Source organism: Nocardioides albus (genome assembly GCF_014648255.1).
GTDB lineage: Bacteria > Actinomycetota > Actinomycetes > Propionibacteriales > Nocardioidaceae > Nocardioides > Nocardioides albus.
In genome coordinates, this window is the sequence record NZ_BMQT01000004.1 from 215131 (window position 1) to 228929 (window position 13799).

General features: G+C 68.9%; 11 protein-coding genes and 1 pseudogene. 8 read left to right on the forward strand and 4 right to left on the reverse strand.

What is annotated here, in order from left to right:
* Window positions 1-5 precede the first annotated feature (5 nt).
* Window positions 6-284 (forward strand): annotated as a pseudogene (locus IEY84_RS09965) (PIN domain-containing protein); the annotation flags it as partial.
* Between the two features lie 119 nt (window positions 285-403).
* Here the strand turns inward: IEY84_RS09965 and IEY84_RS09970 are convergent.
* Together IEY84_RS09970 and IEY84_RS09975 are read right to left on the reverse strand one after the other, a co-directional pair.
* The gene (locus IEY84_RS09970; RefSeq protein ID WP_183542607.1) at window positions 404-1753 is read right to left on the reverse strand and encodes an FAD-dependent oxidoreductase; all 1350 of its coding nucleotides are present in this window, start codon (window positions 1751-1753) and stop codon (window positions 404-406) included.
* A 131-nt stretch (window positions 1754-1884) separates the two neighbouring features.
* Window positions 1885-2778, reverse strand: coding sequence for a helix-turn-helix transcriptional regulator (locus IEY84_RS09975; RefSeq protein ID WP_183542609.1), 894 nt, complete (start codon window positions 2776-2778; stop codon window positions 1885-1887).
* A gap of 100 nt (window positions 2779-2878) precedes the next feature.
* Between IEY84_RS09975 and IEY84_RS09980 the strand changes: the two genes are divergently transcribed.
* Both IEY84_RS09980 and IEY84_RS09985 read left to right on the forward strand, forming a co-directional pair.
* Window positions 2879-3883, forward strand: a complete 1005-nt coding sequence (locus tag IEY84_RS09980) for an aldo/keto reductase (RefSeq protein WP_183542611.1) — start codon at window positions 2879-2881, stop codon at window positions 3881-3883.
* 132 nt (window positions 3884-4015) lie between these two features.
* On the forward strand, window positions 4016-5251 hold the full coding sequence (locus IEY84_RS09985) for an ATP-binding protein (protein WP_229788566.1): 1236 nt from the start codon (window positions 4016-4018) through the stop codon (window positions 5249-5251).
* A gap of 30 nt (window positions 5252-5281) precedes the next feature.
* Here the strand turns inward: IEY84_RS09985 and IEY84_RS09990 are convergent, their stop codons facing one another.
* Window positions 5282-6370 carry a citrate synthase gene (locus IEY84_RS09990; protein WP_183542613.1) on the reverse strand — a complete coding sequence of 363 codons (1089 nt, stop codon included), beginning with the start codon at window positions 6368-6370 and terminating at the stop codon, window positions 5282-5284.
* Between the two features lie 114 nt (window positions 6371-6484).
* Between IEY84_RS09990 and IEY84_RS09995 the strand changes: the two genes are divergently transcribed.
* The 3 genes from IEY84_RS09995 to pntB all read left to right on the forward strand — a co-directional run bounded on the left by IEY84_RS09995 (window position 6485) and on the right by pntB (window position 10730).
* On the forward strand, window positions 6485-7483 hold the full coding sequence (locus IEY84_RS09995) for a DUF2332 domain-containing protein (protein WP_183542615.1): 999 nt from the start codon (window positions 6485-6487) through the stop codon (window positions 7481-7483).
* Between the two features lie 305 nt (window positions 7484-7788).
* Window positions 7789-9318 (forward strand): Re/Si-specific NAD(P)(+) transhydrogenase subunit alpha, encoded by a 1530-nt coding sequence (locus tag IEY84_RS10000; RefSeq protein WP_183542617.1) that lies wholly within the window; start codon window positions 7789-7791, stop codon window positions 9316-9318.
* Window positions 9319-9329: 11 nt separating this feature from the next.
* Entirely contained in the window at window positions 9330-10730 is a 1401-nt protein-coding gene (gene pntB / locus IEY84_RS10005; protein WP_183542619.1) for a Re/Si-specific NAD(P)(+) transhydrogenase subunit beta, read from the forward strand.
* 57 nt (window positions 10731-10787) lie between these two features.
* On the opposite strand, the gene IEY84_RS10010 is transcribed toward pntB, so the two are convergent.
* Window positions 10788-12302 (reverse strand): PQQ-binding-like beta-propeller repeat protein, encoded by a 1515-nt coding sequence (locus IEY84_RS10010; RefSeq protein ID WP_183542621.1) that lies wholly within the window; start codon window positions 12300-12302, stop codon window positions 10788-10790.
* A gap of 98 nt (window positions 12303-12400) precedes the next feature.
* Here IEY84_RS10010 and IEY84_RS10015 point away from each other — a divergent pair, with 98 nt between their 5' ends.
* Together IEY84_RS10015 and IEY84_RS10020 are read left to right on the forward strand one after the other, a co-directional pair.
* A complete protein-coding gene (locus IEY84_RS10015; protein WP_183542623.1) occupies window positions 12401-13036 on the forward strand; it encodes a YitT family protein in 636 nt (211 codons plus the stop codon).
* Between the two features lie 53 nt (window positions 13037-13089).
* A complete protein-coding gene (locus IEY84_RS10020; protein WP_183542625.1) occupies window positions 13090-13755 on the forward strand; it encodes a nitroreductase family protein in 666 nt (221 codons plus the stop codon).
* Window positions 13756-13799 lie beyond the last annotated feature (44 nt).

Consider the following 13799-nt stretch of genomic DNA (forward strand, 5'->3'; position numbering starts at 1 on the left):
CGTCTGTGTCCGAGCTGCGGCGCAGACACCCCGACCAAGCGGTCGTCAGATGGCTAGCCGCCCAGCGGGACGAAGATCTGTACGTTTCGGTGTTGACCATCGCCGAGCTGCGCAAGGGCGCGCTCAAGCTGGCGGCACGCGGCGACGAGGCCGTGTCGGAGTCCCTGTTGCAGTGGATCGACGGAGTCGAACAGGCCTACCGGGAACGCTTGCTTCCTGTGACGCTCGGCGTCGCGAAGCGGTGGGGTGATCTGAATGCCGACCGGCGGCTTCGGGTGATCGACTCCCTGCTCGCCGCCACCGCCATGGAGAACGGACTCACGGTCGCGACCAGGAACACCAAGGACTTCGCGCCGACCGAGGTCAAGGTTCACAACCCCTTCTCCGCGGCGTACGTCGTGCGTCAGTGGTTGTGGTTGGAGATCTGGATCATCTCGTCCCGGGGGACGACCTTGATCCGCTCGCGGCCCTGGGCCTCGCCGAGGGAGCGCTCGTGGTTGTCGAGCTTCTCCCAACCCTCGATGGTGGTGAACTCGACGCCCTTGCCGGACAGGTGCTCGAGGACTGCCGCGGTCGAGCCGATCTCGGCCGGCTTGAGCTTGTCGAGATCGTGGAGGAGGTTGTCGATGGTCTCCTTGGCGTCGGACTTGGTGTGGCCGATGAGGCCGACCGGTCCGCGCTTGATCCACCCGGTGACGTACGTCCCGTCGATGTGGTCGCCGTTGAGGTCGAGGACCCGGCCGCCGGCGTTGGGGATGACGCCGTTCTCGCTGTCGAAGGGCACGTCGGGGAGCGCCTCGGAGAGGTAGCCGACGGCGCGGTAGACGGCCTGGACCGGAGTGTCGGTGAACTCGCCGGTGCCGGACACGGTGCCGTCGCCGTTGTACTCGGTCTTCTCGCTGCGCAGCGCGACCACTCGGCCGTCCTCGCCGACGACCTCCACAGGGTTCTGCATCATGTGGATGACGATCTTGTGGGGCTTCTCGCCGGCAGGCGCCTCCATGTACTTCAGGAGGATGTCGGCCACCAGCTTGGTCGCCTTGTGGCTCTGGATCGCCTTCTCGCCGGCCTCGTCGATCTCGAAGCCCTCCTCCTTGACGACCACCTCGACCGACGGAGAGTGGGAGAGCTCGCGCAGCTCCATCGGGCTGAACTTGATGTGTGCCGGGCCGCGGCGGGCGAAGACGTGGATCGTCTTGGCAGGGTTCTTCTTCAGACCCTGGTAGACGTTGTCGGAGACCTCGGTGACCAGCTGCTCGTCGGCGGGCTTTGCCAGCATGCGGGCGACGTCGAGGGCGACGTTACCGGCGCCGAGGACGGCGACCTCCTCGGCGTCGAGCGGCCAGTCGCGGGCGACGTCGGGGTGGCCGGCGTACCAGCTGACGAAGTCGGCCGCACCGTAGGACTGGGGCAGGTCGATCCCCGGGATGTCGAGCTCGCGGTCGGCCATCGCGCCGGTGGCGAAGATGACGGCGTCGTAGAACCGACGCAGGTCGTCGAGCTTGAGGTCGGTGCCGAAGTCGACGTTGCCGATGAACCGGATGCTGTCCTGGTTCAGGACGCGCTTCAGCGCCTTGATGATCTCCTTGATTCGCGGGTGGTCAGGAGCCACGCCGTAGCGAACCAGGCCGTAGGGAGCAGGCAGGCGCTCGATGACGTCGACGCGCGCACCAGGGTGCTCCTTCGTGAGGATGTCGGCAGCGTAGATGCCGGCCGGGCCAGCACCGACGATCGCAACGCGGATGTCACGCATAAGGGAGTTCAACCTTCCGTGGATTTACTAAGGCAAGCCTAAAGGGGGGCGTGCAACCCTCCGAATCCGTTCCACCAGGTGGTTGCGTGGCGTACGCGGGTCTCACGCTCAATTCTAGAATGTGTTCTCGTTCAGCGGAGGTGTGGAGGCGTGATCTCCGACACGTGCGGCGCGTCGCGCTGCGAGTTCGCGCTCGTGAGCCGTTGGGTGCCGATGACGCGGAGGAGGTCGAGCCTCTCCGCGGCGTCGGTGCCCTCGAGCGGGAAGTAGGCGAGCAGCTTCACGTCGGCCTCCTCCGTGATCAGGACCTCGCAGCGTACGGCGATCGCGCCGACCTCGGGGTGGAGGAACGTCTTCACGTCGGCACGCCGGACGGCCACCTCGTGGCGCTCCCACAGCCGGCGGAACTCCTCGCTCTCGTCGAGGAGGTCGTGCACCAACGAGGTGATGTCCGGATCACCCGCCCGCCGGGCGTACGTCGCCCGAAGATCCATCACGTGAGCCGCCGACATCCGGTCCCAGTCCTCGGCCGGCGCGGGCCGGTGGTCGGGCTCGGTGAACCAGCGCCACATCAGGTTGCGGCCACGGCCGGGCCCGCCGGGCATCGGGGGCAGCAGCGCGGTGGCGAGCGGGTTGAGCCAGGCGAGCTCGCCGGTGTCGGTGCAGATCACGACGGGGATGTCGGTCAGTCGTCGGGCGAGCGCGATCAGGCCGGGGCGTACGTAGTGGCCGGCCCGCCGCGCGGGCGGCGTCATCCCGGCGAGGTAGAAGAGATGGTCGCGCTCGTCGAGATCGCACTGCAGCGCCCGCGCGATCGCGGAGAGCACCGACTCCGACGGCGCCGACCCGCGCGCCTGCTCCAGCCGCGTGTAGTGGTCGGTCGAGACCCCGGCGAGCGAGGCGACCTCCTCCCGGCGAAGCCCAGGAGTACGCCGCCGAGAACCGTCCGGAAGGCCGACGTCGGAGGGGCGGAGCAGCTCCCGGCGGCGGCGGAGGAAGTCGGCGAGCTCGCTGCGGTCGGTCACGCGTCCATCCTCCGTCTGCCGTGGCTGGTTATCCAGGGACGGCCCGTCCCTGGATGTGCCGTGCCTCCCGAGGGTCCACCGAGCGACGCAGGCTGAAGGCATGACGACCCACGAAATCAGGTTCAGCACGAACCGACAGCTCGGCAAGAACGGTCCCACGGTCACCTCCCCCGCGCTTGGCGGGATGAGCCTGTCCGGCGTCTACGGCGCGGTCGACGACGAGGAGGGCGTACGCGTCATCCACGCCTACGTCGATGCCGGCGGCACCCTGATCGACACCGGCGACTTCTACGGAGCCGGCCACAACGAGATGCTGATCGCCCGGGCGCTGCGCGAGCGCAACCGCGACGACGTGGTGCTCTCGGTGAAGTTCGGCGCGCTGCTGACCCCGGTCGGGATGCCGGCGGGCTTCGACGGCCGCCCCGAGGCGGTCAAGTCCTTCCTGACCTACTCCCTCCAGCGCCTCGGCACCGATCACATCGACATCTACCGCCCCGCCCGCGTGGACCCGCAGGTGCCCATCGAGGAGACCGTGGGCGCCGTCCAGGAGCTGGTGGAGGCGGGCTACGTACGCCACGTCGGGCTGAGCGAGGTCAGCGCCGATACGATCCGCCGCGCCGCCGCGGTGGCCCCGATCAGCGATCTGCAGATCGAGTACTCCCTGCTCAGCAGGGGGATCGAGACCAACGGCATCCTCGACACCTGCCGCGAGCTGGGCATCGGCATCACCGCGTACAGCGTCCTTGGCCGCGGCCTGATCGGCGGCAGCGGTGCCCTGGGCGGCTCGCTCGCCCTCATGCCGCGCTTCCAGGGCGACAACCTCGACCACAACCGCGCGCTGCTGACCACCCTGGAGGAGATCGCCGCGGACAAGGGCATCACCCTGGCGCAGCTCGCGATCGCCTGGGTCGCCGCCCGCGGCGAGCACATCGTGCCCGTCATCGGATCGCGCCGGGTCAGTCAGGTCGAGTCGATGGCAGGCGCGAACGCGGTCACCCTCGACGAGGCCGAACTGGCCCGCATCGATGCAGCCGTGCCCGTCGGCGCCGCCCGTGGCGACCGCTACCCGACCCGTTTCATGGACCAGCTCGACAGCGAACGGTGAGTGTGGGCCACACCTCGCTGACCGGCAAACCGAACACCAACGGCCTGGCAATCCGAACGCGTGGCCCCTGGCAATCCGAACAACGGTCTGGCAGAGTTCGAGGATGTGAATGGTCCCACGAACGGTGCGTACGTGCCTCGACGGGCGGCCGCCCGGGTTGCGGAAGCGCTGGGAGACATGCGGGTCGTGCTGGTGAACGGTGCGCGGCAGAGCGGGAAGAGCACGCTCGTACGCCGTGTCGGGAGGGATGCCGGCGCAGCTTGGTACACGTTGGACAACGCGGAGACTCGCGGCCTGGCCGAGGCCGATCCCACCGGATTCGTTCACTTCGAGGATCGGATGATCATCGATGAGATCCAGCGAACGCCCGAGCTGTTGCTCTCGATCAAGGAGCGGGTGGACGAGGATCCGGAGCCGGGCCGCTTCCTGCTGACCGGATCAGCAAGGGTTCTCGGGTTGAGGGACCTGCCGGACACTCTGGTGGGGCGGATGGAGACCATCGAGCTGTGGCCGCTGTCGCAGGGAGAGATCGACGGCACACCCGATGCCTTCGTCGACGCTGCGTTTGAACTCGGTCCTGAGTTGCGTCACGCATCGGTGGTCAGCAGGGATGACTACATCGAGCGGATCGTCCGAGGTGGCTTCCCGGACGCCATCCGTCGGTCCTCGACGCGTCGTGCGGACTTCCTCACCGGCTACGTTGCGGACCTGATCAATCGAGACGTCGTGCAGCTCAGCGAGATCGAACGGGGCCTGCAGATGCGAGCGCTGGTGCGGACGGTTGCCGGCCGCTCCGGGCAGCCCATCGCGCCGACATCGATCGGCTCGTCCTTGGGGCTGGGCCATCCGACTGTGAGCCGTTACCTCTCCCTGCTGGAGGAGGTCTTCCTGATCAAACGGATCCCGGCCTGGACCCGGCGGCTGAGCGCTCGTGCCGTGTCGCAGCAGAAGGTGGCGATGGTCGATTCCGGAGTCGCGGCCGCCGTGCTCGGGCTCAACGAGGCGCGGCTCCGGAAGCCTGGTGCACCGCTCGGTGAGCTGCTCGAGGGACTTGTGGCGATGGAGATCGGTCGTCAGCTCACCTGGTCCGAGACTCGAGCCGACATGTTCCACTACCGAACGCGGGACGGTGTCGAGGTCGACCTGGTGCTGGAGGATCGACTCGGCCGGGTGGTCGGCATCGAGGTCAAGGCGTCGGCGACGCCCAGGGCGGAGGACTTCCGTGGCTTGCAACACCTTGCCGACCGAGTAGGCGACGACCTCGTCGCAGGTTTTGTGCTGCACACAGGAGCGCGCACTCTCCCCTTCGGCCCCAAGTTCCGGGCGGTTCCGATCAGCGCGCTGTGGCAGGTGCCGTACCGCGGCTGACCCGGACAGACGTGCATCCGTTCGTGCACCTCAGACGTCAGGGTCGGTGGCGCGCCAGCGCAGCGGGTCCTCCGTGGACTCCTCGGCGATGTGCGCGGCGAGGCCGACCGTACGTCCGACCTGGAAGAACACCTCGCCGGCGGCATCGGGCAGGTCGCAGGTGACGATGAGCGCCGCGAGGGCCCCGTCGATGTTCGGCTGGCGATCGGTGCGGGCGGCGATCTCGTCCAGTCGGGCCAAGGCCGGCGCGGAGCCGTCGACGAGGGCGAGGCGGGCGAGGATCGCATCGGCCCGCGGGTCACCCTCGGGGTGGCGCCAGTGACCGAAGCCGGGAACCGGGCTGATCGGGCTGCTCGGATCGACCGGCGGGCCGTCCCGCAGCACAGCCAGCGCGGACGGCCCGATGCCACCGTGCAGCTGCCCCGAGAGAGCGGCGTACCCGGCGACCAGACAGTCGTACGCAGAGGCTCGGGCCGAGGCGGCGACCCGCGCCGCCACCACCGAGGCGGCCAGGCCGTGGTCCACGAGGGCGACCAGCGCGGTGTTGAGCGTCGCCACCTCGTGCGGGTCGCCGGGACGCCCGGCGACGGCGGCGAAGGTCGCGTCCGGGATCGGTCGGTCCGGGTCCGCAACCTCGCCGAGAGCGACAGGGGCAGCGGCGAGCAGCCCCTTGGCGATGCCGGCGGCCGCGGCCGACTCGACCCGCTCACCCTGCGACCCCGCCCATTGCGCGAGGGCGGGCAGCCGGCGGTGGAGCGGCAGCGCGGACAGGTGCGCCGGCACCGAGACGACGACCCCCGGAGCCGTACCGAGGACGAGTTCGACCACCTCCGCCAACGGTTCGTCGGCCAGGTCTGCCAACGGTACGCCACGCAGGAACAGCTCGCCCTCACGTACCTCGCTCACGCTGGAACGGACCGAACGCATCGGCAGCACGCCCAGCGGAGAGCCGGGGTGGTGGCGGGTGCTGGCCAGCGCGTCGATCTCGGCCCGGTCGAACAGGCTCTCGCCGCCGCTGCGCCGCCGGGTGAGCAGTTGCCGGCTGACATAGGTGTAGAGCGTCGTGCGCTTCACCCCGAGGCGCTGGGCCGCCTCCCGGGTCGAGATCCACTCCGTCACGACCACACTCTCGCTCACGAAGCGCTCACGGCGCCATGTCGACTCGATCGACATCGCGCCGGGTCGTACGCCTCTTGCACGGTGGGGCTCACGACCTGTTCCAGGAGGAGACCGATGCAGCCACTGAGCGATCTGACCGACATCCGAGAGAGCTATCGGCTCTATGCCGTCGAGATGTCCACCTCACCGTGCTATCAGGCCTGGGCCAGCGGGGCCGCCGGCGACCCGGAGGTGCTCCGGCTGCTGAGCGATCTGCCCACCCTGAAGCAGCAGGCCAATCTCGTCTTCGCCGCGGCCCGTCGGCACGGCCTGCAACCCGGTCCCTACGACAGCCTGCGGGCCCTGCTGCTCGGGCCGGAGTGGCCGGCGGTCCGAGAGACCATCCTGAGCCGCCGGACCCAGACCAACGAGGTCGCCCGGCTGACGGCGTTGACCCCGGCGCTCGGGATGCTCGGTCCGGAGCCACTGGCTCTGGTCGAGCTCGGCGCCAGCGCCGGACTGTGTCTCTACCCGGACCGCTACGACTACCTATGGGAGGGCGCGGGCGAGCTCCGCGGATCGGGAGGTCCGATGCTCCGGATCCCGGCGGTCGGGCCGGTGCCGGTCCCGGCGGTGCACCCGCGCATCACCGCCCGGATCGGGGTCGACCTCCACCCGCTCGACGTCGCCGCCGAGGAGGACATGGACTGGCTGCTCACCCTGATCTGGCCCGGTCACGACGAGCGGCGCGATCGCCTGGCCGCGGCGATCGAGGTCACCAGGGCCGAGCCGCCCCGCCTCATCGCCGGCGACATGCTCGACCGGCTGGACAGCGCGCTCGAGATCGCCGCTGCTTCGGGTGGCACCCCGGTGGTCCATCACAGCGCGGCGGCGGCGTACCTGGACGAGGATGACCGGGTCGAGCTGGACAGGCGGATGCGTACGCTGGTGGCAGCCGGTCGCTGCCACTGGGTCAGCCTGGAAGGTCCCCGAGTGATGCCCTCGCTCGCACCCTCACCGCCGAGCGTGCCCGACGCCGCCCACCACTTCTGTCTTGCGGTCGACGGGCGACCGGTCGGCTGGTTCCAGGGCCACGGCGCGGCACTCCGGTGGAACGTGCGCACCGCTGGGTAAGTACCCCAGTAAATAGTGGGTACTCCCGGAATCGCCGGCCGCCCGCGACGATGGATGCGTACCGCTCGAGCACTGGTGAAAGGCCAGCCGTGAGGCCGTGAGGAAGACCACAGGTCTTGGACCGATACAACCGGACAACCCTGGCGTCCACCTGCTGATCTGCCCTACCGTTACCGACCGGTAACCAGCACGGTGGGGTTCCGGACCCGTGCCGGTCATGATTCGGTCACGCGCTGATCGGCTGACCGGGATCCCACCGTGCTGGACACTGACAACACTGCGCAGCTAGATCCAAGGAGTCGAGGATGCTCATCGGAGTGACCCGAGAGACGAAGCCTGGCGAGACCCGCGTGGCGGCCACCCCCGCGACCGTCAAACAGCTGACCGGTCTGGGCTATGACGTCGTCATCGAGGGTGGAGCCGGAGAGGCGTCCAGCTTCAAGGACGAGGCGTACGCCGAGGCCGGCGCCCGCATCGGCACGGCCGGCGACGCGTGGGGCGCCGATCTGGTCTTCCGGATCAACGCCCCCTCGGTCGGCGAGGTCGAGCTGCTGAAGAGCGGCGCCACCCTGGTCGCCCCGCTGGCGCCGGCGCAGAATGGCGAGCTCCTCGCCGCCCTGGCCGCCCGTAAGGTCGACGCCTTCGCGATGGACGCGGTGCCGCGCATCTCGCGTGCGCAGTCCATGGACATCCTCTCCAGCCAGGCAAACATCGCCGGCTACCGCGCCGTGGTCGAGGCGGCCCACCACTTCGGCCGCTTCTTCACCGGACAGGTGACCGCAGCGGGCAAGGTGCCGCCGGCCAAGGTGCTCGTCGCCGGCGCCGGTGTGGCCGGCCTGGCGGCCATCGGCGCCGCGAGCTCGCTGGGCGCGATCGTGCGTGCCACCGACCCGCGTCCGGAGGTCGCCGACCAGGTCAAGTCGCTCGGCGGCGAATACCTGAAGGTCGAGGTCGAGGTCGAGAAGTCGACCGACGGCTACGCCAAGGCGACCTCGGAGGCCTACGACCAGCGCGCCGCGGAGATCTACTCCGAGCAGGCCGAGGACGTCGACATCATCGTGACCACCGCGCTGATCCCGGGCCGTCCGGCGCCGAAGCTGATCACCGCCGCCGACGTCGCGTCCATGAAGCCCGGCTCGGTCATCGTCGACATGGCCGCCGCGATGGGCGGCAACGTCGAGGGCACCGTGAAGGACGAGGTCGTCACCACGCCCAACGGCGTCACGATCATCGGCTACACCGACCTGCCCGCGCGTCTTCCGGCCCAGTCCAGCCAGCTCTACGGCACCAACCTGGTGAACCTTATGAAGCTGGTGACACCGGAGAAGGACGGCGAGCTCGCCCTCGATCTCGAGGACCAGGTCCAGCGCGGCCTGACCGTCGTGCACGACGGTGGTGTGCTCTGGCCGCCCCCGCCGGTCCAGGTCTCCGCGGCCCCGGCCGCTGCGGCCCCCGTCGAGGCGGCGGTCAAGGAGGAGAAGAAGCCGCTCTCCGCCGGTGCGAAGCTCGCTCTGGTCGGCACCGGCGCGCTCGCCCTCTTCCTGCTCAACGCGGTCGCCCCGGCCGAGATCACCCGGCACTTCACGGTCCTGACGCTCTCGATCGTGATCGGCTTCTACGTGATCGGTCACGTGCACCACGCGCTGCACACCCCGCTGATGTCGGTGACCAACGCGATCTCCGGCATCGTCGTCGTGGGTGCACTGCTGCAGCTCACCGTCGCTGACAACGTGGTCCTCGTGCTCGCGGGCATCGCCACGCTGCTGGCGAGCATCAACATCTTCGGCGGCTTCGCGGTGACCCGTCGCATGCTCTCGATGTTCCGGAAGGCCTGAGGTAACACGTCATGGATATCTTCTCGATCGCCGGTGCGGCCTACCTCGTCGCCGCCCTCCTCTTCATCCTGTCGCTGGCAGGGCTGTCCAAGCACGAGACCGCCTCACAGGGCTGGCTCTACGGCGTCGCCGGCATGACGCTGGCGCTGGTCGCGACCGTGATCCAGGTCGTCGACGGCGGCACCACCACTGCGGTGATCGTCCTGGTCGCCGCGATCGCCGTCGGCGCGGTCATCGGCCTGTGGCGCGCCAAGGTGGTCGAGATGACCGGCATGCCCGAGCTGATCGCCCTGCTGCACTCCTTCGTGGGTCTGGCAGCCGTGCTGATCGGCTGGAACGGCCACCTCGAGGCCGCTGCCGGCCATGTTCACGGCGGTGCCATCCACTCTGCCGAGGTCTTCATCGGCGTCTTCATCGGTGCGGTCACCTTCACCGGCTCGATCGTCGCCTTCCTCAAGCTCTCGGCGCGGATGAAGTCGGCCCCGCTGATGCTGCCTGGCAAGAACGCCATCAACATCGGCGCCCTGGTCGTCTTCGTGATCCTGACGGTCGTCTACGTCATCGACCCGACGCTCCCGCTGCTGATCGCCGTCACCGTCGTCGCGCTGGCGCTCGGGTGGCACCTGGTCGCCTCCATCGGCGGCGGCGACATGCCGGTCGTGGTCTCGATGCTCAACAGCTACTCCGGCTGGGCCGCCGCGGCCTCCGGGTTCCTCCTGGGCAACGACCTGCTGATCGTCACCGGTGCCCTGGTCGGGTCGAGCGGTGCTTACCTCTCCTACATCATGTGCAAGGCGATGAACCGCTCGTTCATCTCGGTCATCGCCGGCGGCTTCGGCATCGAGGCGGGCCCGGGAAGCGACGTCGACTACGGCGAGCACCGCGAGATCAACGCCGAGGACACCGCCGACCTCCTGGCGGGCGCCTCCTCCGTCGTGATCACCCCGGGTTACGGCATGGCCGTCGCCCAGGCGCAGTACCCGGTCGCCGAGCTCACCCGCATCCTGCGGGACAAGGGCGTGGACGTACGTTTCGGCATCCACCCGGTCGCCGGGCGTCTCCCCGGCCACATGAACGTGCTGCTGGCCGAGGCCAAGGTGCCCTACGACATCGTCCTGGAGATGGACGAGATCAACGACGACCTGGCCGAGACCGACGTCGTCCTGGTCATCGGTGCCAACGACACCGTGAACCCGGCCGCTGCCGAGGACCCCACCAGCCCGATCGCCGGGATGCCGGTGCTGCGGGTCTGGGAGGCGAAGAACGTGGTCGTGTTCAAGCGGTCGATGGCCGCGGGCTATGCCGGGGTGCAGAACCCGCTCTTCTTCCGGGAGAACACGCAGATGCTCTTCGGTGACGCCAAGACCAAGGTCGACGAGATCGTCGGTGCGCTCTCGAGGGTCAACGCCTGACCTGATCGAGGGGGCTGGTGACGTACAGGGATCCTGTACGTCACCAGCCCCTTTCGCTCATTCGTAGAGCCGGACGGTGTGCTTGTCGTTGACGATCAGCCGGTCGTCGTCGACCTGCATGTAGACGTCGCGGTTGTTCTCCTTGTCGCCAACCGAGGCGACGTCGGGCACGGTCAGCGACCACGCGTCCTCGGTGCTGTGCCACTCCCGGAACGAGACGGTGGCCCGGTCGAGCAGGTAGACGCCATCGTCGAGCGCCTGGAAGGCGTGCTCGTAGCCGTCCTCGCCCATCGGCTTCCCGGCCGCGTCGAAGAGCTGGCCGTCGTCGATCCCGAAGTTGACCTGCTCGCCCTTGCCCTCGACCTTGACCATCTGCACCGCGGCATAGGGCGTGCCGGTGGAGAACGGCAGCGAGCCGACCTTGCCCGAGGTGTCGTAGATCGGGTACGGCCCGGTCGACGGCATCGTGACGCCCTGTTTCTCGTCGTACGTACCGGGCTCGATTACCGCCAGCCGGTTGCCGGCGGTCGCGACGACGTCACCGCTCCCGGACGCATCCCACAGCGCCTTGCCGGTCTTGGCGGAGTAGCCGAAGGTGCGGTCGGCGGACAGGACGACCAGGTCGTCGTTGGCGTAATAGTCAATCTCGCTCGACTGCTTGATCCCCTTCCAGCCGGGTGAGAGATCGGCCTTCCAGACGAGGCTGCCGTCCGTGCGGGCGTAGCGCGCGAGAGTGTCACCGTCGAGGGCGTAGACGGCGTCGTCGACGACGGTGAACTCCTCGCCCTGGATCTTCCACTCACCCGGATCGGTGGGCTCGCGGACCTTGGCGAGCGTCTCGGCCGCGGCGTCCCAGAGCAGGAAGCGACCGTCGCCCTCGACGCCGTACATGTAGCGGTTCTCGCCGGTGTCCTTCCACAGGACGTTGCCGTCGTAGTCCCAGACGATGCTGCCGCTGTCGCTGCTGCTGCCCTTCGCAGTGGTCGAGATCGGGCCGTACCAGCTTGACTCGATGGTCTTGGTCTCCTTGTCGACCCAGACACTGCTGTAGTCGTGCTTCTCCGGGCGCCACATCTCCTTGCCCTGATCATCGAGCACCACGAAGCCGGCCTTGCCCTCGAGGAGGGCGACCGTGAAGCCGGGACCGGACACCGCCCAGCGGACCGTCTCCCTCGTCTTCCAGGCCCAGCTCTCTTCGGGTTCCGAGGTCAGCGCGTCGAGATCACTGTTGGTCCCCACCGTCTCGGCCGTCTCGTCCCCGGATCCGCCCTTGTCGTCGGGACCGAAGATCAGGAAGGCCCCGACCCCGGCAGTGACGAGCAGGACGAGCGCAGTGAGTCCGCCGCCGACGAGTAGCCAGCGGCCGGTCCTGGACCGCTTCTTCTGCGGAGCGGCAGCGTAGGCGGCACCTGGGGGCGGCGGTGGGATCCATACGTTGCTGGTCGGCGGTGGCGGTGGAACCCACGCTCCCGGCGGTGGCGTCGTCGGTGGCGTCGTCGGTGGCGGCGACGCCGGAGGTGGCGGTGGGGGCGGTGGTGGAGGCGGCTGGTCGTCCCGAGGCGACTGGTTCATGGGGACATCATGCTCTGGGGAACGCATCCCTGACCAGCGGAAACGTGACGCACGTCTCGTGCTGATGAATTCTGCCCGGCTCGGCCTCGACGCCCACAATGAGTGTCGTGTCAGAGCCGTACGCAGACTCCCTCGAGTCGATCCGCATCCCCCACACCTTGGTGGAGGACGCGCTCGGCTACGTGACCAGCATCGTGGTGACCTCGATGGGTCTCTACCTCATCCAGTCCGTCGGCGCGGTGACCGGCGGGACGGCAGGCCTGAGCCTGCTGGTGAGCTACTGGACCGGGCTTCCGTTCGAGGTGCTCTTCGTCCTGGTCAACCTGCCCTTCTTCGGGCTAGCGCTCTCCAAGAAGGGCATCGGGTTCACCGCCCGGTCGCTGGGCTGCGTCATCGCGGTGTCCGCGATGACCCGGGTCCACGCCGACCTGCTCCCGCTCGAGGGCCTCGACACGATCTACGGCGTGGTGGCCGGCAACCTGCTCGTCGGCCTCGGGCTCCTGGTGATCTTCCGCCACGGCGCCTCGCTGGGCGGGTTCAACGTGCTCGCCCTGGTCCTGCAGGAGCGGGTCGGTCTGCGCGCCGGCTACGTCCAGATGGGCCTCGACCTCAGCGTCATCCTGCTCGCGCTCTTCGTCGTCTCGCCCGCGACCGTCCTGCTCTCGGCCCTCGGCGCGGTCGTCCTCAACATCATCCTGGCCTTCAACCACCGCCCCGGCCGCTACCTCGCGTGAGCGGCTCTGAGACGGTTTGTCTGCCAACTCGATAGACATTGCAGAATGGCCGCATGACTGCCGCGAAGCGAGCGCCACAGCCCGGCGCCGAGGATCTGACCGAGCACCTGCGTGACCGCTGGTCGGTGAGCGTCTTCGATCCGACCCACGAGCTCGCCGACACCGAGATCAGGCTGCTCGTCGAGGCGGCCCGGTGGGCGCCGAGCGCGGGCAACAGCCAGCCATGGTCGTTCCTGGTCCTGCCGCGGGGCTCCGCCGGGCACGAGACGTTCGTCAGCCACCTCTCGCGCGGCAACTCCGGCTGGGTTCCGCGAGCAGCGGTCGTCTTCGTCGCGATCTCCCAGGTCGGCGCGGGCCCGGACGGCAACGGCCCGAAGTGGTCGGACTACTCCCACTACGACCTCGGTCAGGCGACCGCGCACCTGACCGTCCAGGCCGCGTCCCTCGGCCTCTCCTCGCACCAGTTCGCCGGGTTCGATCACGATGCTGTGGCGGCGGCCTTCGCCGTACCGGACTGGTGGCAGGTCATGACCGGGATCGCGGTCGGCCGCCATGGTGACCCTGCGCAGGCCGATCCGCGCGACGCCGAGCGCGAGGCGCGCGAGCGCGTCCGGCGGCCGCTCGAGGAGGTCGCGTTCGGCGACAGGTGGGGTACGGCCTGGACGCTCTCCGAGCCGGTGTCGTCCGGGCGCCACGGTTTGGGTACAGAACATCCATAACGTGAAGCGCTTGGGCCGCCACTGTCTAGTTTTCGCGTGTGCGA

Excerpts from the sequence above, each read along its gene's own strand:
- IEY84_RS09970 (WP_183542607.1), bottom strand. The coding sequence starts at position 1,753 with ATGCGTGACATCCGCGTTGCGATCGTCGGTGCTGGCCCGGCCGGCATC.
- IEY84_RS09995 (WP_183542615.1), top strand. The coding sequence starts at position 6,485 with ATGCAGCCACTGAGCGATCTGACCGACATCCGAGAGAGCTATCGGCTC.
- IEY84_RS10010 (WP_183542621.1), bottom strand. The coding sequence starts at position 12,302 with ATGAACCAGTCGCCTCGGGACGACCAGCCGCCTCCACCACCGCCCCCA.
- IEY84_RS10020 (WP_183542625.1), top strand. The coding sequence starts at position 13,090 with ATGACTGCCGCGAAGCGAGCGCCACAGCCCGGCGCCGAGGATCTGACC.
- IEY84_RS09980 (WP_183542611.1), top strand. The coding sequence starts at position 2,879 with ATGACGACCCACGAAATCAGGTTCAGCACGAACCGACAGCTCGGCAAG.
- IEY84_RS10000 (WP_183542617.1), top strand. The coding sequence starts at position 7,789 with ATGCTCATCGGAGTGACCCGAGAGACGAAGCCTGGCGAGACCCGCGTG.
- IEY84_RS10015 (WP_183542623.1), top strand. The coding sequence starts at position 12,401 with ATGAGTGTCGTGTCAGAGCCGTACGCAGACTCCCTCGAGTCGATCCGC.
- pntB (WP_183542619.1), top strand. The coding sequence starts at position 9,330 with ATGGATATCTTCTCGATCGCCGGTGCGGCCTACCTCGTCGCCGCCCTC.